23 protein-coding genes are annotated in these 22405 nt (G+C 67.5%); 8 read left to right on the top strand and 15 right to left on the bottom strand.

Annotation, left to right across the window (positions count from 1 at the left end; all coding sequences use genetic code 11):
• Window positions 1-8: 8 nt before the first annotated feature.
• The 3 genes from ACZK3W_RS03420 to ACZK3W_RS03430 are packed head-to-tail and all read right to left on the bottom strand — an operon-like array spanning window position 9 to window position 2104.
• Entirely contained in the window at window positions 9-947 is a 939-nt protein-coding gene (locus ACZK3W_RS03420) for a histone deacetylase family protein (RefSeq protein ID WP_032129908.1), read from the bottom strand.
• Window positions 948-956: 9 nt separating this feature from the next.
• Window positions 957-1511: a cob(I)yrinic acid a,c-diamide adenosyltransferase gene (locus tag ACZK3W_RS03425; protein WP_049398143.1), complete on the bottom strand. Its 555-nt coding sequence runs from the start codon at window positions 1509-1511 to the stop codon at window positions 957-959.
• An 8-nt stretch (window positions 1512-1519) separates the two neighbouring features.
• Complete coding sequence (locus tag ACZK3W_RS03430) at window positions 1520-2104, bottom strand: hypothetical protein (protein WP_032129909.1); 585 nt, start codon at window positions 2102-2104, stop codon at window positions 1520-1522.
• Window positions 2105-2210: 106 nt separating this feature from the next.
• Between ACZK3W_RS03430 and ubiH the strand changes: the two genes are divergently transcribed.
• Window positions 2211-3419, top strand: a complete 1209-nt coding sequence (gene ubiH, locus ACZK3W_RS03435; protein ID WP_032129910.1) for a 2-octaprenyl-6-methoxyphenyl hydroxylase — start codon at window positions 2211-2213, stop codon at window positions 3417-3419.
• Window positions 3416-4597: a UbiH/UbiF family hydroxylase gene (locus ACZK3W_RS03440; protein WP_049398145.1), complete on the top strand. Its 1182-nt coding sequence runs from the start codon at window positions 3416-3418 to the stop codon at window positions 4595-4597. The genes ubiH and ACZK3W_RS03440 overlap by 4 nt, the downstream gene beginning before the upstream one ends.
• 211 nt (window positions 4598-4808) lie before the next feature.
• On the opposite strand, the gene ACZK3W_RS03445 is transcribed toward ACZK3W_RS03440, so the two are convergent.
• The 6 genes from ACZK3W_RS03445 to ACZK3W_RS03470 form a co-directional block, all read right to left on the bottom strand.
• A complete protein-coding gene (locus tag ACZK3W_RS03445) occupies window positions 4809-5204 on the bottom strand; it encodes an EF-hand domain-containing protein (RefSeq protein ID WP_049398146.1) in 396 nt (131 codons plus the stop codon).
• A gap of 47 nt (window positions 5205-5251) precedes the next feature.
• Window positions 5252-6319 (bottom strand): 23S rRNA (cytidine(2498)-2'-O)-methyltransferase RlmM, encoded by a 1068-nt coding sequence (rlmM, locus tag ACZK3W_RS03450; protein ID WP_329894092.1) that lies wholly within the window; start codon window positions 6317-6319, stop codon window positions 5252-5254.
• Window positions 6303-6863: a nucleoside deaminase gene (locus ACZK3W_RS03455; protein WP_004154307.1), complete on the bottom strand. Its 561-nt coding sequence runs from the start codon at window positions 6861-6863 to the stop codon at window positions 6303-6305. Before ACZK3W_RS03455 ends, rlmM begins: the two co-directional genes overlap by 17 nt.
• Window positions 6864-6961: 98 nt before the next feature.
• A complete protein-coding gene (locus ACZK3W_RS03460) occupies window positions 6962-7684 on the bottom strand; it encodes a DUF6348 family protein (protein WP_478450484.1) in 723 nt (240 codons plus the stop codon).
• A gap of 50 nt (window positions 7685-7734) precedes the next feature.
• On the bottom strand, window positions 7735-8388 hold the full coding sequence (locus tag ACZK3W_RS03465; RefSeq protein ID WP_478450825.1) for a hypothetical protein: 654 nt from the start codon (window positions 8386-8388) through the stop codon (window positions 7735-7737).
• 43 nt (window positions 8389-8431) lie between these two features.
• Window positions 8432-10180, bottom strand: a complete 1749-nt coding sequence (locus ACZK3W_RS03470; RefSeq protein WP_049398150.1) for a glutamine--tRNA ligase/YqeY domain fusion protein — start codon at window positions 10178-10180, stop codon at window positions 8432-8434.
• Between the two features lie 259 nt (window positions 10181-10439).
• On the opposite strand from ACZK3W_RS03470, the gene ACZK3W_RS03475 reads away from it, so the two are divergent.
• Entirely contained in the window at window positions 10440-10703 is a 264-nt protein-coding gene (locus ACZK3W_RS03475; RefSeq protein ID WP_010481810.1) for a putative signal transducing protein, read from the top strand.
• A gap of 30 nt (window positions 10704-10733) precedes the next feature.
• Window positions 10734-11399: a peptide-methionine (S)-S-oxide reductase MsrA gene (gene msrA, locus ACZK3W_RS03480; RefSeq protein WP_279943243.1), complete on the top strand. Its 666-nt coding sequence runs from the start codon at window positions 10734-10736 to the stop codon at window positions 11397-11399.
• 570 nt (window positions 11400-11969) lie between these two features.
• Here msrA and ACZK3W_RS03485 read toward each other — a convergent pair.
• From ACZK3W_RS03485 to ahpC, 5 genes are all read right to left on the bottom strand, one after another.
• Entirely contained in the window at window positions 11970-12926 is a 957-nt protein-coding gene (locus ACZK3W_RS03485; RefSeq protein ID WP_478450485.1) for a transaldolase, read from the bottom strand.
• Window positions 12927-12976: 50 nt separating this feature from the next.
• Window positions 12977-13381 (bottom strand): nucleoside diphosphate kinase regulator, encoded by a 405-nt coding sequence (gene rnk, locus ACZK3W_RS03490; RefSeq protein ID WP_005408156.1) that lies wholly within the window; start codon window positions 13379-13381, stop codon window positions 12977-12979.
• Between the two features lie 123 nt (window positions 13382-13504).
• On the bottom strand, window positions 13505-14467 hold the full coding sequence (locus ACZK3W_RS03495; RefSeq protein WP_049436468.1) for a LysR substrate-binding domain-containing protein: 963 nt from the start codon (window positions 14465-14467) through the stop codon (window positions 13505-13507).
• Between the two features lie 85 nt (window positions 14468-14552).
• Window positions 14553-16145 (bottom strand): alkyl hydroperoxide reductase subunit F, encoded by a 1593-nt coding sequence (ahpF, locus tag ACZK3W_RS03500; protein WP_478450486.1) that lies wholly within the window; start codon window positions 16143-16145, stop codon window positions 14553-14555.
• Window positions 16146-16370: 225 nt separating this feature from the next.
• Entirely contained in the window at window positions 16371-16934 is a 564-nt protein-coding gene (ahpC, locus tag ACZK3W_RS03505) for an alkyl hydroperoxide reductase subunit C (protein ID WP_004144811.1), read from the bottom strand.
• 350 nt (window positions 16935-17284) lie between these two features.
• On the opposite strand from ahpC, the gene prmC reads away from it, so the two are divergent.
• Together prmC and pip are read left to right on the top strand one after the other, a co-directional pair.
• The gene (gene prmC, locus ACZK3W_RS03510; RefSeq protein WP_336686010.1) at window positions 17285-18142 is read left to right on the top strand and encodes a peptide chain release factor N(5)-glutamine methyltransferase; all 858 of its coding nucleotides are present in this window, start codon (window positions 17285-17287) and stop codon (window positions 18140-18142) included.
• 47 nt (window positions 18143-18189) lie between these two features.
• Entirely contained in the window at window positions 18190-19131 is a 942-nt protein-coding gene (gene pip, locus ACZK3W_RS03515) for a prolyl aminopeptidase (RefSeq protein WP_180838380.1), read from the top strand.
• Window positions 19132-19328: 197 nt separating this feature from the next.
• On the opposite strand, the gene ACZK3W_RS03520 is transcribed toward pip, so the two are convergent.
• Entirely contained in the window at window positions 19329-20213 is an 885-nt protein-coding gene (locus ACZK3W_RS03520) for a LysR family transcriptional regulator (RefSeq protein ID WP_478450826.1), read from the bottom strand.
• A 105-nt stretch (window positions 20214-20318) separates the two neighbouring features.
• Between ACZK3W_RS03520 and ACZK3W_RS03525 the strand changes: the two genes are divergently transcribed.
• Window positions 20319-21737 carry an MFS transporter gene (locus tag ACZK3W_RS03525; RefSeq protein ID WP_478450487.1) on the top strand — a complete coding sequence of 473 codons (1419 nt, stop codon included), beginning with the start codon at window positions 20319-20321 and terminating at the stop codon, window positions 21735-21737.
• Entirely contained in the window at window positions 21734-22405 is a 672-nt protein-coding gene (locus tag ACZK3W_RS03530; protein ID WP_478450488.1) for a DUF7716 domain-containing protein, read from the top strand. The genes ACZK3W_RS03525 and ACZK3W_RS03530 overlap by 4 nt, the downstream gene beginning before the upstream one ends.

The raw sequence follows: 22405 nt of genomic DNA on the forward strand, positions 1-22405 counted from the left end.
GTTCGGGTTCATCCGGCGGAGGCACCCGCAGAGGGGGTGATCAGGGCCTGGACATGGGCCACGCTGCACTCGGCCAGGGCCTGCAGGTCGTAGCCGCCCTCCAGCATCGAGACCACCCGGCCGGCGGCGTGACGGCGTGCCAGCGCATGCAGTTCACGGGTGATCCAGGCGAAATCGTCGGTCTCCAGCATCAGATCGGCCTGCGGGTCGCGCAGGTGGGCGTCGAAGCCGGCGGAGATCAGCAGCAGCTGCGGACGGAAGTCGTCGATGGCTGGCAGCATCTCGTCGGCCCAGACGTTGCGGAAGCGGAAGCCGCCGCTGCCCGGTGGCAACAGGATGTTCATCAGGTTGCCGGCACCGCGGTCGCGGCGCAGGCCGGAATTGGGGAACAGCCCGGCCTGGTGGGTGCTGTAGTAGGAGACCCGGGCATCGTGCTGGAAGATGTCCTGGGTGCCATTGCCGTGGTGGACGTCGAAATCGACCACCGCGATCCGCTCCAGGCCATGGCGGTCGCGGGCATAGGCGGCAGCGATGGCGATGTTGTTCAACAGGCAGAAGCCCATCGCCGTGCTGCTGGTGGCGTGGTGGCCCGGCGGGCGTACCGCGCAGAAGGCCAGCGGGTCCTCGCCCAGCATCACCGCGTCGACCGCGGCCACGCCGGCACCGGCGGCGTGCACGGCGGCGCTGGCCGAACCTGGCGAGGTCCAGGTGTCCATGTCCAGCTGGCGCAGCGGCGCGGTCTGCGGCTGCAGCACGAAGTCGAGCAGGGCGCTGTCGTGGACCCGGGTCAGTTCGCCGAACTTGGCCGGCGGCGCCTCGCGCCAGTCCAGCTGATCAGGGAAGGCGGCGTGCAGTGCGTCGAGTACGTACTGCAGGCGCTGCGGGCACTCGGGATGGCCGGGGCCGGGGTCATGCAGCAGGCAGGACGGGTGGGTATAGACCAGCATCGTGCCGACTCAGCGCTGGCGCTGCTGTGGCTGCCACAGCGCTTCGCCGTGGCCATCGGCACGGGCCAGCACCCGGGCCAGCACGAACAGCAGGTCCGACAGCCGGTTGAGGTACTGCAGCGCCTCGCTGCGCACGGCCTCGTGGCGGGCCAGGGTGACCGTTTCGCGCTCGGCGCGGCGGACGATGGTGCGCGCCAGATGGCAGCGCGCGGCGGCTTCGCCGCCGGCCGGCAGGATGAATTCCTTCAGCATCGGCAGGTCGGCGTTGTAATGGTCCAGCTGCTGTTCCAGCGCCGAGACGTCGGCGGCGTGGATCGCGGCATGGCCGGGAATGCACAGCTCGGCGCCCAGATCGAACAACTGGTGCTGCAGATGCACCACCAGCGCGCGCACATCCTCGGGCAGTGGCGCGGCCAGCAGCAGGCCGAGCGCGGCATTGGCCTCGTCGACGGTGCCGAAGGACGCCACGCGGGCGTCATCCTTGGCTACGCGCTGGCCGTCGCCAAGGCCGGTACTGCCGTCGTCGCCGGTGCGGGTGTAGATGCGCGAGAGGCGATGACCCATGGCGCGGCTCAGTGGCGGATGTCGCGGCGGGCCTGCTGGAGCTTCAGCACCTGCTCCACGGCCAGCTGCAGGGCGGCGGCCAGCGCCACATAGATCGCCGTGGTGCGCAGGTAGGGCCCGAACCACTGCGCGTAGTTCTGTGCCCAGCCGGCCAGGGTCGGCTCGCCCACGTTGCGGCTGCTCCAGTAGAAACCGCCCTGTGCCAGCAGGTGGCAGACCGCCACCGAAGCGACCAGCAGCAGTGCGCCCTTGGCCAGTACCGGCCAGCGCGCGCTCTGGTAGTTGCGGCCCAGCAGCATGCCGCCGGCCCACAAAGAGAAGTAGGCAGGCAGCAGCAGCCAGTAGCCCGGCGACACGCAGTAGTGCTGCCAGAAATCCAGACCGCTGCTGCGGATCACGATCCAGTCCACCAGCACCGCGAACACCATCAGCAGCGGGAACGCCCAGCGCGTCCAGCGGGCCAGGTAGAAGCCACCGATGAAGAACACGGCCCAGGAGGCATCCGGAATGGCCGCGAAGTGATTGACCCGGGTCGCCGCCAGCAGCAGTACGAGTACGGACAGGACGAAGGCGCGGTTGGCGGTATCGGACATGGTGGGGGCCCGGAGCGGATTCAGGTTTCATTCTAGCCCGCCGCGCAGGTTGGCGCAGGTGCCGCCCGTTCGGCGTACAGTCGGGGCGAGCGCGTATCATGAACACATGAGTGAACGACATGACGTGCTGATTGTCGGTGGTGGCCTGGTCGGTGCCAGCCTGGCCATCGCCCTGGACCGCCTGGGCCGCGACGTGGGCCTGCTTGAGGCCAGCCCGGCCGGCGAGCTGCCTGCGGTGTTCGACCAGCGCAATCTCAGTTTCGCCGCTGCCACCGTCAATGCGCTGACCGCGCTGGGGGTGATGCAGAAGCTGGCGATGGCACCGGGCCCGATCCGGCGCATCCATGTCAGTCGTGCCGGTGATTTCGGCCGTGTGCAGCTCGAAGCGGCCGATTACGACCGGCCGTGGTTCGGCCAGGTGGTGGTCGCGCGCGATTTCGGCCAGGCGCTGGAAGCGCGCCTGCAGGAACTGCCGCGCCTGCGCCGCTACCGGCCGATGCGGTTCCTGGGGCTGGGTGAGGTGGTCGATGGTTACCGCCAGGTACGGGTGGCTGACGAGGCTGGCGAACGCGTGCTGCTGGCACGGTTGGTGGTGGGGGCCGATGGCACCACCAGCGGCGTGCGTGGCGCGCTGGGCATCGAGGTCGACCGCCATGATTTCCAGCAGACCCTGTTCGTGGCCCGCGTGCGCAGCCAGCGCGCGCCGGATGGCACCGCCTGGGAACGCTTCACCGATACCGGCCCAACCGCCCTGCTGCCGCGTGGCGATCGTCACTTCGGCACCGTGCACGGCGTAGCGCGCGACCAGGCCGATGCGGTGATGGCGTTGGACGATGCGGCCTGGCTGCAACGCCTGCAGAGCGCGATCGGCTGGCGTGCCGGCCGCCTGCTTGAATCCGGCCCGCGCAGTGCCTACCCGCTCATCCAGGTGCTGGCGCGCGCGCTGGCCGGTGAGCGCACGGTGCTGCTCGGCAATGCCGCGCAGACCATCCACCCGCTGGGCGCACAGGGCTTCAACCTGGGCCTTCGCGATGCGCTGACCCTGGCCGAACTGCTGGAGGATGCGCATGAGGATGCCGGCAGCGATGCGCTGCTGAAGGCCTACGTCGCGCGGCGCGAGGAAGATCGCCGGCAGACGGTGGCGTTCTCCGGTGGGCTGGCACGATTGACCAGCAACCCGGCACCGCTGATGCGGCCGCTGCGCAGCCTCGGCCTGGTGGCCGCGCAGCGCGCGTCGGTGCAGTCGATGCTGGTCGGTGGTGCGATGGGCTTCCGTGGTGACGTGCCGCGCCTGTGCCGCGGAGAAGCCGCATGAGCCGGCGCACGCGTCTTGATGTGGCCATCGTTGGTGGTGGCGTGGTCGGTGCCGCGTGTGCGCTGGCGCTGGCCGATGCCGGCCTGTCGGTTGCGCTGGTGGAAGGCCGCGAACCGGCACCGTGGCAGGCCGCACAGCCGGACCTGCGGGTGTTCGCCTTCGCCGCCGACAACGTGCAGCTGTTGAACCGCTTGGGTGTGTGGCCAGCCATCGCGCAGGCCCGCGCCTGGCCTTACCGGCGCATGCAGGTGTGGGATGCCGCGGGTGGCGAGGATCTGTTGTTCGACGCCGATCGCTTCGGCCGTCGTGAGCTGGGCTACATCGTCGAGAACGGCCTGCTGCAGGATCGCCTGTGGGCGGCGCTGCCGGCGGCGGGCGTGCAGCTGCACTGCCCGGCACGGGTGGAAGCGCTGGAACAGGATGAAGACGGCGTGCGCCTGCGGCTGGATGACGGGCGCCGCCTGGAAGCGGCACTGGCGGTGGCCGCCGACGGTGCCGAGTCAACCCTGCGCCAGCTGGCCGGGATCGAGGTTGAAAAGCATGATTACCACCAGCGTGGCGTGGTGGCCTATGTGGACAGCGATCTTCCCAACCAGGCCACGGCCTGGCAGCGCTTCCTGCCGACCGGGCCGCTGGCGCTGCTGCCGGTGGCCGAGCGCCGCAGTTCGATCGTCTGGACCCTGCCCGAGGATGAAGCGGCTCGCGTGCTGGCCCTGGACGAGGACGCCTTCAACCGCGAACTGACCCGTGCCTTCGCTGCGCGCCTGGGCGAACTGCGATTGGCGTCACCGCGTGCGGCCTTCCCGCTGCGTCGCCAGCTGGCCCGTCACTACGTGGCTGGCCGCGTGCTGGCGCTGGGTGATGCTGCGCATGTGGTGCATCCGCTGGCCGGGCAAGGCGTGAACCTGGGCCTGCGCGATGTCGCCGCCCTGCAGCAGTGGCTGGCGCCGTCGGCCGAACGCCGCGGCCAGCCGCGGCTGTCGCCGCAGCGCCTGCAGCGCTGGGCACGCGAACGGCGCAGCGACAACCACATCGCCGCCTACAGTTTCGATGCGATCAACCGCCTGTTCTCCAACGACGAAATGCACCTGACCCTGGCCCGTGGACGCGCACTGGGCTGTGTCGGCAAATGGCCGCCGCTGGTGCAGGCGTTCTGGAAGCGCGCCGCCGGGGTCTGACCGGAATACAGGTCGCTCTGGCAGGTGCCAACGCCGCTCTGGTAGGTGCCAACCTTGGTTGGCACAAGGCTGGAAATACCCTCGCCTCATCTGGGCCCAGGATGCCTGATGGATGTGCCAACCAAGGTTGGCACCTACCAGAAGCGGGCTCCGCTACCGCCGTTGATCCAGTAGATCCACGCCATGCGTGGATGAAGATCGCGCCGGTGGATCAATCAACCAGCCAACCAGCCAGGTCGGCACGATCCAGCTTGCCGCGACGCTTCACGTCCAACGCATTGAACTCATCGGCCAGCGCCGGATTGGCCTGCGCTTCCTCGCGGCTGATGAAGCCATCACCGTTCACATCCAGCGCGGCGAAGTGGATGCGGTACTGGCCGACCACGCTGCTCGGTTCCAGCGAACGCACGGTCACCTGTGCCTCGCCGGCCGGCCGTGCAATCTCGACGCTGCCGCTGACCCGGCCGGCATCCAGCGGTTGCTGGCGGATCGCGCCGCCGGTCGGGCCCAGTGGCTGGCTCTGTGCAGGGGTGTGCGGCAGCTGCTGGGCAATGGCCGGTGCGGCTGCCAGCACGGTGATCAGCATGGCGAGCGGGTGGTATCGCATGGTTCCCTTCCTCGGTAGCGCCGGGCCATGCCCGGCGGGCATGTTCCTCAGCGCAGCGGCGAGGCCAGTACCGTGATCTCCTCACGGTCGTGATAGAGCTGCTTGGCACGTACCACCAGCGGCTTGCCGGCCTGCTCCTGGAACAGGTCCAGGCACAAGCGGGTTTCGTCCCAGCGCTTCTTCATCGGCAGTTTCAGGTTGAAGATCGCGTGCCTGCACCAGCCTTCGCGGAACCAGGTTGCCATGCGTTCGGCCACGCGCCGCGGCTGCTCGACCATGTCGCAGACCATCCAGTCCAGCGGCTGTTCCGGGTGCCAGTGGAAGCCATCGGCGCGCAGGTGCTCGACTAGGCCGGTGTCCAGCACGTGCTGGCGCAGCGGCCCGTTGTCGATGCTCAGCACGTGCATGTGCTGGCGGGTCAGGACCCAGGTCCAGCCACCCGGTGCAGCGCCGAGGTCGGCCGCGCGCATGCCGGGCTTGGCCAGCGCTTCGCGTTCTTCCGGCGTCAGCAAGGTCAGCAGGGCTTCGTCCAGCTTCAGCGCCGAACGCGACGGCGCTTCGGGCAGCAGCTTCAATCGCGGGATGCCCAATGCCCACGGTGCGCTGTCGGCCGGGTCGGCCACGCAGACGAAGGCGTGGGTGCCGTCGACGAACACCACGTGCAGGCGCGGCAGGCGGTCGTTCGGCTTGTCGGTGAGCTTGCCGGCCTTGCGCAGCGCCGGGCGCAGCGCATTGCCGAAGGCACGGGCCAGCCCGGACAGCGGCTTGCCGGCGTCCGAATCGGGATGTTCCACCCACAGGTCGCCGAAGCGCGGCGCATCGGCCAGCACCTCCAGCATCGGGGTGATGCGGTCGGCTGGGTCCAGCTGCGGCAGCTCGGCCAGCACCACCAGCTTCTGCCGCGCGAAGATCAGTTCGCGCCAGCGCAGGCGCGGCGCCAGTGCCGCAGCTTCGTCGCACATGAAAAGCACATAGCCATCATTGCGCTGGGTGCGCGCATAACCGGCGAAACCGGCTTCACCGGCGCGGAACTGCAGTTCGCCGGCCAGCTCGGGCTCGAAGCCCTGCCGGCACAGGCACAGCAGGCCGATGCCGGCCTCAGTAACGGGCGCCATCGCTTTCCCCATAGGCACGCAGCACGCTGCGCGCGGCGTCGCGGTTCAGGCCCTGCACCACTTCGATGCCGCGCTTGTTGAGTTCACCCACCCAGTCGGCCGGCAGCGGGCCTTCATCGAACGGGGTCAGCTCTTCGACGTCGGCCGAGTTGGCACCGATCAGCAGGCGGTCGATGCCGGCCCACACGGTGGCGCCGTAGCACTGGCAGCACGGCTGCGAACTGGTAGCCAGGGTGACCGGCGACAGCACTGCGTTCAGGCGCGGGGTCTGCAGGCGCTGCTGGGCCAGCATGTAGGCCATGTTCTCGGCGTGCGCCAGCGAGGTCGCGTGCGGCATCACCCGGTTCACGCCGGCGGCGATGACCTTGTCATCCGGGCCGAACACCACCGCGCCGAACGGGCCGCCACTGGCGTGCTCGACGTTCAGCCGCGACAGCTCGATCGCCAGCGCGACCTTGGCCTCATCGCCCGGATATCGACGATCCAGGTCGATCTGGTCGTGGATCCAGGCGGGAAGGGTCAGGTGGACTTGCGCGTACAGCATCGCGGGGGTGCCTCGTAATGGGATGGAAGAAGGTGCGGTTGCTTGGGAAACCGGCGCGCAGTGTAGCCGCACCGGCCTGTATCGGGTGTGGCGGTGGGTCAGCCCGGCGAGCCGGTGCGGATCACCACGTACTGCTTGCGGAACTCCAGCCCGGCCTGCGGCCAGCTGGCGGCATAGGCGCGCAGCAGGGGCAGGGCGGCGGCGAAGTCGTGGCCGTTGACCCGGCAGTCGGCTTCGCACAGGCCGTCGGCATCGCGCGAGGCGAACAGGCGGATGGCGAGGAACTGGCGGGCTTTCAGCAGCTCATCGAAGGCCTCCATGCTGCGGGTGAACAGGCAGCAGGGGCAGGAACCGTGGTCGTCCTCGCTGCAGGTGGAGGCATCCACCTCCTGTGCGCGGTAGTGCGCCAGCGGCCCCAGTACCACGGTGCGCTCGTGTTCCTCGCCATCGTCACCGGCCGGATAGGTCAGGCCCATCATCGGCAGGCCCTGCGCGTCTTCGGCGCCGATCGCGGTCTGCAGCGTCGCCAGGTCCACCCGCACCCAGGTCTGGAAGCCGGACAGCAGCGATGCCTGCTCATCGGCACCGTTGGCGTGCTGGTACTCGAACAGGCCATCGGCGAACAGCTGCGGATGCTGGCTTTCGATGACGGTGGAGGTCTGCCAGCCGCCGTTGTCGCGCGCGTGCGCGGCCATCGCATGCGGGGTCAGGCGCAGGCCGCTGTCCAGCAGCAGCGCGTCGCCGTCGACGTGGCTGGCGATGCCGGCCTCCTGCAGGACCTGCTGCAGCAGCGGGAGGAGGGCGGTGGAGGTCGTGGTCATGTCAGGCCTGTGGATGGATGGGGTGGAACATCCAGGCAAGGCCTGGGGATCTAGCGGTCGAGCGCGTCAAGTTCGGCGCGATATCGCTGCGCGTCGGACTGCTGCTGCGGATCGTTGCCGTGGTCGCGCAGCCAGGTTTCCAGCTCGCGGCGATAGTCCGCGCGGAAATCGGCATTGCCCGGGCTGAAGTGCAGCTTGCGCGCCGCCACTTCCACCCGCTCGCGCGCGCTGGCCCGGGCCTGGGCGATGCCGTGCGGCGATTCATTGGTGAGGATGACGAAGTTGCGCGGGAAACCCGGCGTGTACTTGACCACGAACGGCTGGTCGCGCGCCGGGATGCGGATCGCGTTCTCCAGCGGCCACAGCGAGGCGGTGTTGGTGTGGAACACCACCTCCACGTCGCGGCCCTCGGCGGTGCGCAGCACCCCTTCGTAGCGCCAGATGTACTGCTCGTTCATCGTCGAACTGGTGCGCTCGGACTTCACGATCACCGCTTCACCAGGCTCGCCCACCACGTTGAGGAAGGCGGCGTTGAGGAAGTGGCCGAGGAAGATGTTGAGCATCGCCAGCGGGAACACCACGATGGCGTAGCCCGGAAAACGCCGCCACCACGAGAACAGCCCGGCCAGCACCATCGCCGAAAAGAACGTCAGCAGCGGATGCTGCGAGATGAACCAGAACAGGACGGAGAGGGCGGTGATCATCGTCGGGGTCATGCGGGCGCCGTGCTGGCGCCCGCGCAGGTCCTCAGGCCGACCAGGTGTCGCGCAGGGTCACGCTGCGGTTGAACACCGGCTTGGCTTCGGTGTGGTCGCGGCGGTCGGCCACGAAGTAGCCGGTGCGTTCGAACTGGAACGACTGCTCCGGGGCAGCGCTGGCCGCGGCCGGCTCGACATAGCCGGTGACAGTGCGGCGCGATTCCGGATTGAGGTAATCACGATAGGTCTTGCCTTCCGATTCGTCGTCGGGGTTCGGCACCGAGAACAGGCGGTCGTACAGGCGGATCTCGGCCGGCACGCCATGTACGGCGCTGACCCAGTGGATGGTGCCCTTGACCTTGCGGTTGGCGCCTTCCATGCCCGGACGCGATTCCGGATCCAGCCAGCCACGCAGCTCGGTGATGGTGCCGTCGGCATCCTTGATCACTTCATCGCAGCGGATGATGCCGGCGCCCCGCAGGCGCACTTCGCCGCCGGGGACCAGGCGCTTCCAGCCCTTCGGCGGCACTTCGGCGAAGTCCTCGCGGTCGATCCACACTTCACGTGCGAACGGCACTTCGCGGCTGCCGAAGCTCTCGTCCTTCGGGTGGTTGCTGAAGGTCAGCTGTTCTTCGTGGCCTTCCGGGAGGTTGGTCAGCACCAGCTTGACCGGGTCGACCACGGCCATGCGGCGCGGCGCGGCGCTGTCCAGGTCTTCGCGCAGCGCGCCTTCCAGCACGCTGAAATCGATCAGCGAATTCTGCTTGCTGATGCCCACGCGCTCGGCGAACAGGCGCATCGCGGCCGGGGTGTAGCCACGGCGACGCAGGCCCTGCAGGGTCGGCATGCGCGGGTCTTCCCAGCCGTCCACCAGCTGCTCGGTAACCAGCGCCATCAGCTTGCGCTTGCTCATCACCGTGTAATTGATGTTCAGGCGCGAGAACTCGATCTGGCGCGGCTTGGCGGCTTCGCGCGGCAGGCCGGCGTCGACCAGCGGCTGGGTCAGCGTGTCGTCATGGGCGAAATCGACGTTGTCCACGCACCAGTCGTACAGCGGGCGGTGGTCTTCGAATTCCAGCGTGCACAGCGAGTGGGTGATGCCCTCGATCGAGTCGCCCAGCGCGTGCGCGAAGTCGTACATCGGATAGATCGGCCACGCGTTGCCGGTGTTCTGGTGCTCGACGTGCTTGATGCGGTACAGCGCGGGATCGCGCAGGTTGATGTTGCCGCTGGCCATGTCGATCTTCGCGCGCAGGGTGCGCGCGCCATCCGGGAATTCACCGGCGCGCATGCGGCGGAACAGGTCGAGGTTTTCCTCGACGCTGCGGTCGCGCCACGGCGACGGGCGGCCCGGCTCGGTCAGGGTGCCGCGGTAGGCGCGCACTTCCTCGGCCGACAGGTCGCAGACATAGGCCTTGCCCTGTTCGATCAGCTTTTCGGCGGCCAGGTAATAGGTCTGGAAGTAGTCAGAAGCATGGCGCAGTTCGTTCCAGCTGAAGCCCAGCCAGCGCACGTCGTCCTGGATCGCGGCCACGTATTCCGGGTCTTCCTTGGCCGGGTTGGTGTCATCGAAGCGCAGGTTGCAGACGCCGCTGAACTCGCCGGCGATGCCGAAGTTCAGGCAGATCGACTTGGCATGGCCGATGTGCAGGTAGCCGTTCGGTTCCGGCGGGAAACGGGTCTTGATCGCCTGGTGCTTTCCGCTGGCCAGGTCCTCGCGCACGATCTGGCGGATGAAATCGCGCTTTTCGTGGCTGTCGGCGGGGGTCTCGGGGCTGGCGGGGGTGTGCTCGGACATGAGTCGGCGAAAAGAAAGGCAGAAAGACCAACAGTCTAGCGCGTACCGGGCAGGGCTGCCCGGTGGGGCGTGGGGATGCCGGCCAGCTGCCGGCACTGCCAGGCCCTCTTCCCGGAAGCGCCGGCCGCTGGCCGGCGGAATGTGGATCGCCGTGCAATTGGGTAGTGCCGGCCGCTGGCCGGCAGAACGGTCATGCGCCGTCACCACCACCATTCAGCCCCCGGGCGTATGCTGGAACCCTGTCCCACGGAGCTGCCGCATGCACATCGTGTACAAGGCCGACAACCTGTTCGACGCCCACCTGGTCAAGCACGCGCTGGAGGATGCCGGCATCCCGGCCTTCGTGTTCGGCGAGTCGTTGCTGGGTGGCATGGGCGAGCTGCCGCTGTTCGGCGTGCTGCGGGTGGGCATCCCTGATGCGGCACGGCCGCAGGCCGAGGACATCGTGGCGGCGCTGGACTTGGGCCACGCGCCGGACGCCCCCATTTCAGATGCAGACGACATAGCCGGCCTTCCGGCCTAGGAGCGCATCATGTTGGGAATTGGCCAGGGCATCCTCGGCATCGGCGCCTTCAAGCAGCGCCTGCCGCGCCCGGAAGAAGCACTGCCGGGGCGTGACCAACCGCTGCCGCTGCACAGCAACCAGCACTTCGTGAACAGCCATCCGCTGAAGGACCGTTTTGCCGGCCTGCAGCAGATCCGCTTCGCGCTGGGCTGCTTCTGGGGCGCCGAGCGCAAGTTCTGGACCGAACCGGGCGTGTACAGCACATCGGTGGGCTATGCCGGCGGCATCACCCCGAACCCGACCTATGAAGAGGTGTGCTCGGGCCTGACCGGCCACACCGAAGTGGTGCAGGTGGTGTTCGACCCGGCGGTGGTGAGCCTGGAGCGGCTTCTGCAGCTGTTCTGGGAAAGCCACGACCCGACCCAGGGCATGCGCCAGGGTAACGACACCGGCACCCAGTACCGTTCGGCGATCCACGCCACCGACGAGGCGCAGTACGCCGCCGCGCTGGCCAGCCGCGAGGCCTACCAGGCGCAGTTGGCCGCAGCCGGCTACGGGGTGATCACCACCGAGATCGAGTACCCGGCACCGGCGTACTACTACGCCGAGGACTATCACCAGCAGTACCTGGCGAAGAACCCGAACGGTTACTGCGGCATCGGCGGCACCGGGGTGAGCTGCCCGATCGGGTTGGATGTGGAGGCGCCGCGCTGACGCGCGGTGGTCCGCCTGCGGCGGGCAACGTCAAAATCAACGTCAACAGCCAAAGCGGCTCTGGGTTGTTGTGAGTTTGGCGGGACGGGTACAGATGGCGGGACACGCCGTAAACCCGTCCATGGGGGCTCGGCCACGGCATCCATGCCGTGGACGGTCCCGCCATCTGCACCCGTCCCGCCTTCGACAGTTTCCCGGTGACGGTGGGCAAGAGCATTGGGTTACTGACGAACTGAAAGAAAACAAAAAGGACGCGGCCTTCGCCGCGTCCTTTTTGTTTGGTCCTGCAGTGCTCCGTAGAGTCGAGCTTGCTCGACTGCGAGCAAGCGAAGCGCGCGACCCGCTTTTGCTCTTCTTTCTTTCATCCGTGGCGGGCGGCCACCGGAAACTGTCAGAGGGCGGGCGGGTTGGGTTCGCGGGAGTGTCCGCCGCATGGATGCGGCGGCCAAGCCTCCAGGGACGGATTCACGGCGTCTCCCGCGAACCCAACCCGCCCGACCCAGCGCGGCTTTCGCTCTTGCTTCAACGCGACCAAGCCCCCGCCACGAGGGGCTCAGCCGTTCGCCGGAATCACAGTTCCGAACGAATGCGCTCGCGCAGCGCTTCCAGATCCTTGGCAAACGCATCGATGCCGGTCGCCAGCTTCTCGGTCGCCATCGGATCGGCCGCCAGATCCGCTGCGAACTTCGCCGCATCGATCGGGGTCACCGCCACGCCGTCGGCCGCACCGGCCACCAGCTTGCGCGGCAGCTCGCCGTGGTCGGCGTCCAGCTTCTCCAGCAGGTCCGGCGAAATCGTCAGGCGGTCGCAGCCGGCCAGCGCTTCGATCTGCGCGGTCGAACGGAACGAGGCGCCCATCACCACGGTCGGCGAACCGCGGCGCTTGAATTCGGCATACACGCCGCGCACGAACTTCACGCCCGGGTCTTCATCGATGTTGGCCGGGGTCTGGCCGTTGGCCACGTACCAGTCCAAGATGCGGCCGACGAACGGCGAGATCAGGAACGCGCCGGCTTCGCTGCAGGCCAGCGCCTGGGTCGGGTTGAAGATCAGGGTCAGGTTGCAGTCGATGCCCTCGGCCTGCAGGATGCGCGCGGCTTCCACGCCTTCCCAGGTCGCGGCGATCTTGATCAGGATCTTCTCGCGCGGCACGCCGGCATCGGCGTACATCTGGATGAACTGGCGGGCCTTGGCTACGGTGGCAGCGGTGTCGTGGGCCTGGTCGGCATCCACTTCGGTGGACACGCGGCCCGGCACCAGCGTGCTCAGCAGCGCGCCGACGCCGATGGTCAGGCGGTCGGCCACGGCGTGCACCACGGCTTCGCGCTCGCCACTCTGCTGGCGGCCCCAGGCCAGTTCGCGTTCGATCAGCTCGGCGTAGACCGGCAGGTCCAGCGCCTTCTTCACCAGGGTCGGGTTGGTGGTGCAGTCCACCGGCTGCAGGCGCTTGATCGCCTCGTAGTCACCGGTATCGGCAACGACCACGGACAGTTCGCGCAGCTGGGACAGTTTGGACGGGGTACTCATTACGGCTCCTGGTGCAGGGGGATCGAATCGCGCGCGGTGCGCAGCGGTAATCAGGGGCGGTCGTTGTGGACCGCGGTCACGCGCAGGCGCAGCTTGCGGCCGCCGGGCGCGTTCCAGTCGATGCTCTGGCCGATCGAAAGGCCGAGCAGGGCACTGCCGACCGGGGCCAGCACGGAAACCTTGCCTTCATCGACGTTGGCTTCGCGGGGGAAGACCAGGGTCAGGACGTGCTTCTCGCCCGACACTTCATCTTCGCACTCCACGCGCGAATGCATCATGACGATGCCTTCGGGAATCTGGTCCGGTGCCAGTACGGTGGCACGGTTGAGTTCTTCAGCAAGCGCGAGCGCGGCAGGCGTCTGGCTCAGCGCAGGGGATTCGAGCATGGCGTCCAGGCGGTCCATGTCGAAGGTGGAAACGGTGATCGACGGCGGCAGGCCGCTGGCGGTACTCATGGTGAAGCTCCTTGGTTGAAAGCCATGCAAAAGGCGGCACCTGCTGGCGCCGCCTGTCTGTATTGTGGGGACAAATGCGGCCGGAATCGACTCCTGCCGATTCCAGGCCGGTGCTGCGGGGGTTCAGCCGTTCAGCGCGGGGCCGGGCAGGGCGGCCGTGTCGCCGGCGGCGTTGACCGCTTCCAGGGTGAACAGCGCCTGCGGCAGGCGCTTGAACTGATCGGCCAGCTCCATCAGGAAGTCGTTCATGGCCGAGCTGCGGCGCCAGATCATCGCGATGCGGCGGCTGGGGCGTCCTTCGCCGGTGAAGTCGAGCAGGCGGATGTTGTTCGAGCGCGGCACCGGCGGCTGCACCGACAGGCTTGGCAGCAGGGTGATGCCGACGTCGGCGGCGACCATCTGCCGCAGCGTTTCCAGGCTGGTGGCGCGGAACTCGGACTTCTCGTTGGCACCGAACAGGCGGCAGACTTCAAGCGCCTGGTCGCGCAGGCAATGGCCATCTTCCAGCAGCAGCAGCTTCTGCGTGGCCAGTTCCTGCACGTCCAGGTGTTCGCGACGGGCCAGCGGGTGGCGCCCGGATACGGCCAGCAGGAAGGGTTCCTCAAACAGAAACTCGGCATGCAGCTGGTCGTCGATCACCGGCAGGGCCAGCAGTGCAGCGTCGAGCTTGCCTTCGCGCAGGCGGTCCAGCAGCACATCGCTCTTTTCCTCGACCAGCAGCAGTTCCAGCTCCGGGAAGCGATCGCGGATGCGCGGAATCACATGCGGCAGCAGGTACGGGCCCAGGGTCGGGAAGATCCCCAGGCGCACCGTACCGGCTTCCGGATCGCGACTGCGACGTGCCGCTTCCTTCAGCTGTTCCACTTCGGACACGATCACCCGTGCCCGTGCTGCTGCTTCCTGGCCGGCCGGGGTCAGCATCACCTTGCGCGGTGCACGTTCCACCAGCGGCAGGCCCAGCTCTTCTTCCAGCTTGCGGATCTGCGTGGACAGCGTCGGCTGGCTGACGAAGCAGGAGGCGGCAGCCCGGCCGAAATGCTTGTGGTCGGCCAGGGCTACCAGGTACTTCAGATCACGTAGGTTCATCCTTACACCCCAGGGGTAACGGACCGGCTGACGGCATGGTTACCCGACAGGCAGACAATGTTCCCGGTGATCTGGGAACGATGGATCAGGCAGCTTCAGCAACGGCACCGCTGCTGCTGCTCACCGACGAGCGGATCAGGTGGTCGAACGCGCTCAGTGCGGCGGTCGAACCGGCGCCCATGGCAATGATGATCTGCTTGTAGGGTACCGTCGTGCAATCGCCAGCAGCGAACACGCCCGGCAGGTTGGTCTGGCCGCGGTCATCGATGACGACCTCGCCACGCGGCGACAGCGCCACGGTGTCCTTCAGCCACTCGGTGTTGGGCAGCAGGCCGATCTGCACGAAGATGCCTTCCAGCTCGACGCGGTGGGCGTCGCCGCCGACACGGTCCTTGTAGACCAGGCCGGTGACACGGCTGCCGTCGCCCAGCACTTCGGTGGTCTGTGCGCTGGTCAGCACGGTGACGTTGGCCAGGCTGCGCAGTTTCTTCTGCAGCACTTCGTCGGCGCGCAGGCTGGAATCGAACTCCAGCAGGGTTACATGCGACACGATGCCGGCCAGATCGATGGCCGCTTCCACGCCGGAGTTGCCGCCGCCGATCACCGCCACGCGCTTGCCCTTGAACAGCGGACCATCGCAGTGCGGGCAGTAGGCCACGCCCTTGTTGCGGTACTGGTCTTCGCCCGGCACGTTCATCTGGCGCCAGCGTGCGCCGGTGGACAGGATCACCGAACGCGACTTCAGCACCGCGCCGTTCTCCAGCTGCACCTGCACCAGGCCGTCTTCACCGGCCGGCACCAGCGCACTGGCGCGCTGCAGGTTCATGATGTCCACCTCGTACTCGCGCACGTGCTGTTCCAGTGCGGTGGCCAGCTTCGGGCCCTCGGTCTCCTTCACCGAGATGAAGTTCTCGATCGCCATGGTGTCCAGCACCTGGCCACCGAAACGTTCGGCGGCGATGCCAGTGCGGATGCCCTTGCGTGCAGCATAGATCGCTGCTGCCGCACCGGCCGGGCCACCGCCCACCACCAGCACGTCGAAGGCATCCTTGGCGGCGATCTTCTCGGCATCGCGCTTGCTGGCGTTGGTGTCCAGCTTGGCGACGATCTGCTCGAGGGTCATGCGACCCTGGTCGAAGACTTCACCGTTGAGGTACACGGTCGGCACCGACATGATCTCGCGCTTCTCGACTTCGTCCTGGAACAGGGCACCGTCGATGGCCACGTGCTGGATGCGTGGGTTGAGTACCGCGGCCAGGTTCAGCGCCTGCACCACGTCCGGGCAGTTCTGGCAGGACAGCGAGAAGTAGGTTTCGAACTTGTACTCACCTTCCAGGTTCTGCACCTGCTCGATCAGCTCGGCGGTGGCCTTGGACGGATGACCACCCACCTGCAGCAGCGCCAGCACCAGCGAGGTGAACTCGTGGCCCATCGGCAGGCCGGCGAAGGTCAGGTGGATATCCTGGCCCGGGGCGCCCAGGTCGAAGGACGGCACGCGGCCCTGGCCATCGCGCAGCACCTGCAGCGAGATCTTGTCCGACAGGCTGTCCAGGGTCTGCAGCAGTTCCAGCATTTCCTGCGACTTGGCGCCGTCGTCGGCGTGCGCGGTGATCTGGATCGGGCGGGTCACGCGCTCCAGATAGGTCTTCAGCTGCGACTGCAGGTTGGCGTCCAACATCGGGTCATCTCCTGGCTTCAGGCAAACAGGGGGCGTGGCACCGCTGTAGAAGGTAGCGGACCAGCAGGGGGTAGGGGTGAACCCAAGACAGCGACCGTGGAAGGGGCTGGCTGGCCAAGGCGGGCGGGCGTTGGCTGTCTTGGGTTCACCCCCACGCCGGCGGGGGGACCGGCACGGGGATGAAAGGCGCGCCGTGGCGTGGGGCCACGGCAGGCCGGTACTGCCTTAGATCTTGCCGACCAGGTCCAGCGACGGGGTCAGGGTCTTCTCGCCTTCCTTCCACTTGGCCGGGCAGACCTGGTTCGGGTTGGCGGCGGTGAACTGGGCAGCCTTCAGCTTGCGCAGGGTTTCGGAGACGTCACGGGCGATCTCGTTGGAGTGGATCTCCAGGGTCTTGATCACGCCTTCCGGGTTGATGATGAAGGTGCCGCGCAGGGCCAGGCCTTCTTCCGGAATGTGCACGCCGAAGGCGTTGGTCAGCTGGTGGGTCGGGTCGCCGACCAGCGGGAACTGGGCCTTGCCGACGGCCGGCGAGGTTTCGTGCCACACCTTGTGCGAGAAGTGGGTGTCGGTGGTGACGATGTAGACCTCGGCGCCGGCCTTCTTGAACTCGGCGTAATGGTCAGCGGCGTCTTCGATCTCGGTCGGGCAGTTGAAGGTGAAGGCGGCCGGCATGAAGATCAGGACCGACCACTGGCCCTTCAGGGTGCTGTCGGAAACCTTGATGAACTCGCCATTCAGGTAAGCATTGGCTTCGAACGGCTGGATCTGGGTGTTGATCAGGGACATCGTTTTTCCTCTGGGTGAAGGGGAGTGGGTGAATCGACAGGACCTAGAGTACCGACTCGCTATCGATAAGAACAATCCATTGATTGCATCTATTTGATAGATGCAGTCTATCGGAATGCACTGAGCAGGCACTGAACCCGGACGCTTTCATCCTGCAACTGCCTGTGTGACAAGGAAAATCTTCCGGAACGGCTGAATAGGGCCAATAGTCCCTCCTTATCCCCTCGGGCAGAACCTGAACGGATTGCAGCCTTTTGTAGAGTCGAGCCATGCTCGACTGCGGACCTGTGGATGTGTAGCTCGACTGCGCCAGAAGCAGCCGAGCATGGGCTCCGCTCTACAATTGCGGCATGTTTTCCCAAACCGAACCCTCCCTGCGCCAGATCGTGGCCGAGGCCAGTGCCCGCCTCGGCGGCGTCGAGGCCCGCCACGAGGCCGAACTGCTGCTGCTGCATGTGCTGGAGCGCCCGCGCAGCTGGCTGTTCGCGCATGCTACCGATCCGCTGGCCGCCGCCGACCTGGCCGCCTTCGAAGCGTTGCTGGCCCGCCGCGTGGCCGGTGAGCCGGTGGCCTACCTGACCGGCCGCCGCGGTTTCTGGACGCTGGACCTGGAGGTCGACCCGGCCACGCTGATCCCGCGTCCGGAAACCGAGCTGCTGGTCGAGCTGGCGCTGGAGCGGCTGCCGCCAGACCAATCGCTGCAGCTGGCTGACCTGGGCACCGGCAGCGGTGCGATTGCACTTGCACTGGCCAGCGAACGGCCCCAAGCGCAGGTGCTGGCTACCGATGCCAGCCCGGGCGCGCTGGCCGTGGCCGCGCGCAATGCTGCGCGCCATGAACTGCGCAACGTCTGCTTCGCCGAGGGCGGGCACGACTGGTATGCGCCACTGCAGGGTGCACGCTTCGACCTGATTGCCAGCAACCCGCCATACATCGCCAGCGATGATCCGCACCTGACACAGGGCGACCTGCGTTTTGAACCGGCCACCGCGCTGGCCTCCGGCGTGGACGGGCTGGATGACATCCGCCGCATCGTCGACGGTGGCCAGGCCCATCTGCTGCCCGGCGGTTGGCTGCTGATCGAGCACGGTTGGGATCAGGGCGCGGCGATCCGCGCGCTGTTCGACGCCGCGGGTTTTGCAGAGGTGCAGACCGTGCAGGACCTGGAACAGCGCGACCGCATCACCCTGGGCCGGTGTCCGGCCTAGAATGGGGTTCTCCTGCCCCGGCAGGGCATCACCCTGGAGCTGCAAGCATGCGTACGCTGTACCCCGCCATCACCCCCTACGACGTCGGCACCCTGAAGGTCGACGACCGCCACACGCTGTACTTCGAACAGTGCGGCAACCCGGATGGCAAGCCGGTGGTGATGCTGCACGGTGGCCCGGGCGGTGGTTGCAGCGACAAGATGCGCCAGTTCCACGACCCGTCCAAGTACCGCATCATCCTGTTCGACCAGCGCGGTGCCGGCCGTTCCACCCCGCACGCGGACCTGGTGGACAACACCACCTGGGATCTCGTCGCCGATATCGAGAAGCTGCGCGAGCACCTGAAGGTGGATCGCTGGCAGGTGTTCGGCGGCAGCTGGGGTTCGACCCTGGCACTGGCCTATGCCGAAACCCACCCGCAGCGCGTGACCGAACTGGTCCTGCGCGGCATCTTCATGCTGCGTCGCTGGGAACTGGAATGGTTCTACCAGGAAGGCGCCAACCGCTTGTTCCCGGATGCGTGGGAGCACTACCTCAAGCCGATTCCGTCGGTGGAGCGTCATGACCTGATCTCGGCCTTCCACCGCCGCCTGACCAGCCAAGACGAAACCACCCGCCTGGAAGCGGCCAAAGCCTGGGCAGTGTGGGAAGGCGCGACCAGCTTCCTGCACGTCGACGACGACTTCATCAACAGCCACGAAGACCCGCACTTCGCGCTGGCCTTTGCCCGCATCGAGAACCATTACTTCGTCAACGGCGGCTTCTTCGAGGTGGAAGACCAGCTGCTGCGCGACGCGCACCGCATCGCTGACATTCCTGGCGTGATCGTGCACGGCCGCTACGACGTGGTCTGCCCGCTGGCCAACGCCTGGGACCTGACCAAGGTGTGGCCGAAGGCGAAGCTGGAAATCACGCCGGCCTCGGGCCACTCGGCGTTCGAAGCCGAGAACGTGGACGCACTGGTGCGCGCCACCGACAGTTTTGCTTGAGGCAAAACTATCCACGCATTCCACCTTATCCCCGCGCCTGTCGGCGCGCCCCCTTGAACAACAAGGGGGCTCTGCTCCAGACCGGGTTCGGTGCACTGATCAGTAGAGCCAGGCCACGCCTGGCTGCGGTAGTGCCGGCCGCTGGCCGGCAAACCTGAAACGGTTGGATTCCTGGAGGCGCCGGCCAGCGGCGGGCGCTACCACTGCCCGGCCAGCAGCGCGTCGGCCAGCACCTGCAGCTTCGGCGAGTGCTGGCGCGACGGCGGGTAGATCAACGACAGCGCGCGGCTGCGGCCTTCAAACGGCTGCAGCACGCGCTGCAGGCGGCCATCGGCCAACGCATCGGCCACGGCGAAATCCATCACCTGCACGATGCCGATACCGGCGATGGCCGCTTCCACCAGCGGATCGCCGCTGTCGAACACCATCCGCGTTGGCGGCGTGAACTCGCGCAGTTGCCCGTCCTGCAGGAACTGCCAGTCCACCAGCCGGCCACTGCGCAGGTTGCGCACCGCCAGGCAGGCATGGTCCTGCAGCGCGGCCACATCGTCCGGTGCGCCACAGCGGGCCAGATAGGCGGGGCTGGCCACCGTCACCCAGCGCAGCGGCGGCAAGGGCCGCGCGACGATGCGCTGGTCGGCGATGACGCCGGTGCGCAGCGCGGCATCGAAGCCTTCCTCGACCAGATCGACCAGGCGGTCGCTGAGCACCGCTTCCACCTGCAGCTGCGGATGCTGCTGCAGCAACGGCGCCAGCATCGGCACCAGCACCTTGCGCCCGAACATCGACGGTGCACTGATCTTCAATGTGCCCGAGGGCGTGCACGGGCGGTCGGCCAGTTGCCGTTCGGCATCGTCCAGGCCGGTCAGCAGTGGTGCCACCTGTTCCACGAACTGGCGGCCATCCGGGGTCAGCGCCACGTTGCGGGTGTTCCGCTGCAGCAGCTTCACCCCCAGCGTGGCTTCCAGCCGCCCGATCGCGCGCGACAGGCCGGACTGGCTCAGGCCCAGCTGGCCGGCGGCCACGGTGAAACTGCGCGCTTCGGCCACCTGCACCAGCATGCGAACCGCATTGAGGTCCATCGAGGCTCCATTCATGCCGAAAATCATGACAGATATGGTCGGGGAGGGGTTTATTGATTGGCTCGCATCAATGAGACTGCGCTCCCCCACCGCGCCAGACCGCCGATGCCTCCCCTCAAATACCCGCGCTGGGCGCTGACCCTGCTGGCCACCGCCCAGCTGATCATCGCCCTGGATGCCACCATCATCTTCGTTGCCCTGCATGACATGGGCCGCGCGCTGCAGATCAACGCGCAGCAGTTGCAATGGGTGGTCAGTGCCTACACCGTGGCCTTCGGCGGCAGCCTGCTGCTCGGCGGGCGCGCCGCCGACCTGATCGGCCGCCGCCGCTTCTACCGGCTGGGCATGCTGCTGTTCGCGCTGGCCTCGCTGCTCGGTGCGCTGGCGCCGAACGCCACGCTGTTGATCATCGCGCGCGCCGCACAAGGCGTCGGGGCGGCGCTGCTGTTCCCGGCCACGCTGGCGCTGATCAACACGCTGTACGCCGAAGGCCCGGTACGCAATCGTGCGCTGGCGATCTGGAGCATGGCCAGCGCGGTGGGCCTGGCGCTGGGCACGCTGCTCGGTGGCGTGCTGACCCAGGCGTTCGGCTGGCCGGCGGTGCTGGCGGTGATCGTGCCGCTGGCCACGGCGTGCGCGGTCGCGGCCGGTACATGGCTGCCGGCCGATGGTCCACGCGTGCAGGGCCGTTCCTTCGATCTGGCCGGTTGTCTCACTGTCACCGCTGGCGGCAGCCTGCTGGTCACCACCCTGGTGCAAGGGCCGGAGTGGGGCTGGACGGCGCCGGCTACGCTCATCTGCCTGCTGCTTTCAGCCGTACTGTTGACGGTGTTCGTACAGATCGAAAAGCGCAGCCGTGACCCGCTGATGCAGTTTTCGCTGTTGCGCCTGCCCGGCCTCCGCGCCGCGCTGGGTCTGACCTTCGCTTTCATGAGCAGCTATGGCGTGCAGTACTACTTCCTGGCGCTCTACTTCCAGGATGGCTATGGCTGGAGCCCGCTGCAGGCCGGTATGGCCTTCCTGCTGCCGACATTGGTGTGCACCTTCGGCATCCGGATTGCCGAACGCATGCTGCGGCGCCGTTCGCCACGGCAGGTGCTGGCCTGGGGCTTCGCCGCAGGTGCCGTCGGCATCGCCGCGGTGGCGCTGGCGATGCCGCATGGCGGCAGCTACTGGCCGCTGTTGCCGGGCATCGTGGTGCTCAGCGTTGGCCAGGGCATGAGCTGGACGGCGATGTGGATCGTGGCCGGGCAGGGCGTGCCGGGTCCGCAGCAAGGCGTCGCGTCCGGCATGGCTGCCACCGCCCAGCAGATCGGCGGCGCCTTGGGATTGGCGGTACTGGTGATGGTCGCCAACGCCGCGCGCGGCACGCAGGCGGCAACCAGCCCTGATGCGTTGCAGGGCATGGTCAATGCACAGTACGGCGCCGCGCTGTTCGCCGCGCTCGGCGTGGTGATCGCGTTGGGCCTGCGCCCGGCGCCGGTAGACTCGGCAGCGACTGCCTGCCTGAGCACCGACGCATGATCGAACTGTTGGACCTGCAACAGACCCTGCATGCCTTCGCTGCCTGCAACGATGACGATGAGGTGTGGAACGCCTTCGGCTGGGTGATGGCCAGCAGCGAGGACCTGCTGGCTGCGCGGTTGTGGTTGCCGTCATCCAGTGATGAAGCGCTGGATGACGACGGCGAGCGATCGGCCGCTTCGGCAGCGATGGGGCTGTTCCCGTATCTGGAGCCGGCCACGTTTGCCGACGTGCTGGATGTGCAGAAGCGGCAACGCCCGCTGTCGTCGCTGCAGGACTACGCGCAGGCACTGGCGTACTACGCCGAGTACGACGCGTTCCAGCAGGTCGAGGGTATCGACGAGGCTCTGGGCGAAGCGGGTGCTGAGGAACAAGTGGAGGCGCGCGAGGCAGGGGTGGGCGCAGGCATCTTCGCTTCCTTCGATCTGACGCTGAAGGCGTGCTCGGAGGGGCAGATCAAAGCCGCAGCGCAGCGCGTGGCGCGCCTGCTGGAGATTCCGGTGGGCGAGGCGTTGGCGCGCTGCCGTGCGTTGCCGCTGGTGCTGGGTGAGGCGCTGGATCGTCGCCGCGCGCAGGCGATCAAGGATGATCTCGAAGCGATCGGTGCGACCGTGCAGGTGCACGGGTTCAAGCCGTTCCCGTGGATGGACGCGCCCGTATTGCGGTAG

Source organism: Stenotrophomonas sp. 80084_Sma, from assembly GCF_056481995.1.

Coding starts and splice junctions, on each gene's coding strand:
- ACZK3W_RS03420 (WP_032129908.1), bottom strand. CDS start 947: ATGCTGGTCTATACCCACCCGTCCTGCCTGCTGCATGACCCCGGCCCC.
- ACZK3W_RS03425 (WP_049398143.1), bottom strand. CDS start 1,511: ATGGGTCATCGCCTCTCGCGCATCTACACCCGCACCGGCGACGACGGC.
- ACZK3W_RS03430 (WP_032129909.1), bottom strand. CDS start 2,104: ATGTCCGATACCGCCAACCGCGCCTTCGTCCTGTCCGTACTCGTACTG.
- ubiH (WP_032129910.1), top strand. CDS start 2,211: ATGAGTGAACGACATGACGTGCTGATTGTCGGTGGTGGCCTGGTCGGT.
- ACZK3W_RS03440 (WP_049398145.1), top strand. CDS start 3,416: ATGAGCCGGCGCACGCGTCTTGATGTGGCCATCGTTGGTGGTGGCGTG.
- ACZK3W_RS03445 (WP_049398146.1), bottom strand. CDS start 5,204: ATGCGATACCACCCGCTCGCCATGCTGATCACCGTGCTGGCAGCCGCA.
- rlmM (WP_329894092.1), bottom strand. CDS start 6,319: ATGGCGCCCGTTACTGAGGCCGGCATCGGCCTGCTGTGCCTGTGCCGG.
- ACZK3W_RS03455 (WP_004154307.1), bottom strand. CDS start 6,863: ATGCTGTACGCGCAAGTCCACCTGACCCTTCCCGCCTGGATCCACGAC.
- ACZK3W_RS03460 (WP_478450484.1), bottom strand. CDS start 7,684: ATGACCACGACCTCCACCGCCCTCCTCCCGCTGCTGCAGCAGGTCCTG.
- ACZK3W_RS03465 (WP_478450825.1), bottom strand. CDS start 8,388: ATGATCACCGCCCTCTCCGTCCTGTTCTGGTTCATCTCGCAGCATCCG.
- ACZK3W_RS03470 (WP_049398150.1), bottom strand. CDS start 10,180: ATGTCCGAGCACACCCCCGCCAGCCCCGAGACCCCCGCCGACAGCCAC.
- ACZK3W_RS03475 (WP_010481810.1), top strand. CDS start 10,440: ATGCACATCGTGTACAAGGCCGACAACCTGTTCGACGCCCACCTGGTC.
- ACZK3W_RS03485 (WP_478450485.1), bottom strand. CDS start 12,926: ATGAGTACCCCGTCCAAACTGTCCCAGCTGCGCGAACTGTCCGTGGTC.
- rnk (WP_005408156.1), bottom strand. CDS start 13,381: ATGAGTACCGCCAGCGGCCTGCCGCCGTCGATCACCGTTTCCACCTTC.
- ACZK3W_RS03495 (WP_049436468.1), bottom strand. CDS start 14,467: ATGAACCTACGTGATCTGAAGTACCTGGTAGCCCTGGCCGACCACAAG.
- ahpF (WP_478450486.1), bottom strand. CDS start 16,145: ATGTTGGACGCCAACCTGCAGTCGCAGCTGAAGACCTATCTGGAGCGC.
- ahpC (WP_004144811.1), bottom strand. CDS start 16,934: ATGTCCCTGATCAACACCCAGATCCAGCCGTTCGAAGCCAATGCTTAC.
- prmC (WP_336686010.1), top strand. CDS start 17,285: ATGTTTTCCCAAACCGAACCCTCCCTGCGCCAGATCGTGGCCGAGGCC.
- pip (WP_180838380.1), top strand. CDS start 18,190: ATGCGTACGCTGTACCCCGCCATCACCCCCTACGACGTCGGCACCCTG.
- ACZK3W_RS03520 (WP_478450826.1), bottom strand. CDS start 20,213: ATGGACCTCAATGCGGTTCGCATGCTGGTGCAGGTGGCCGAAGCGCGC.
- ACZK3W_RS03525 (WP_478450487.1), top strand. CDS start 20,319: ATGCCTCCCCTCAAATACCCGCGCTGGGCGCTGACCCTGCTGGCCACC.
- ACZK3W_RS03530 (WP_478450488.1), top strand. CDS start 21,734: ATGATCGAACTGTTGGACCTGCAACAGACCCTGCATGCCTTCGCTGCC.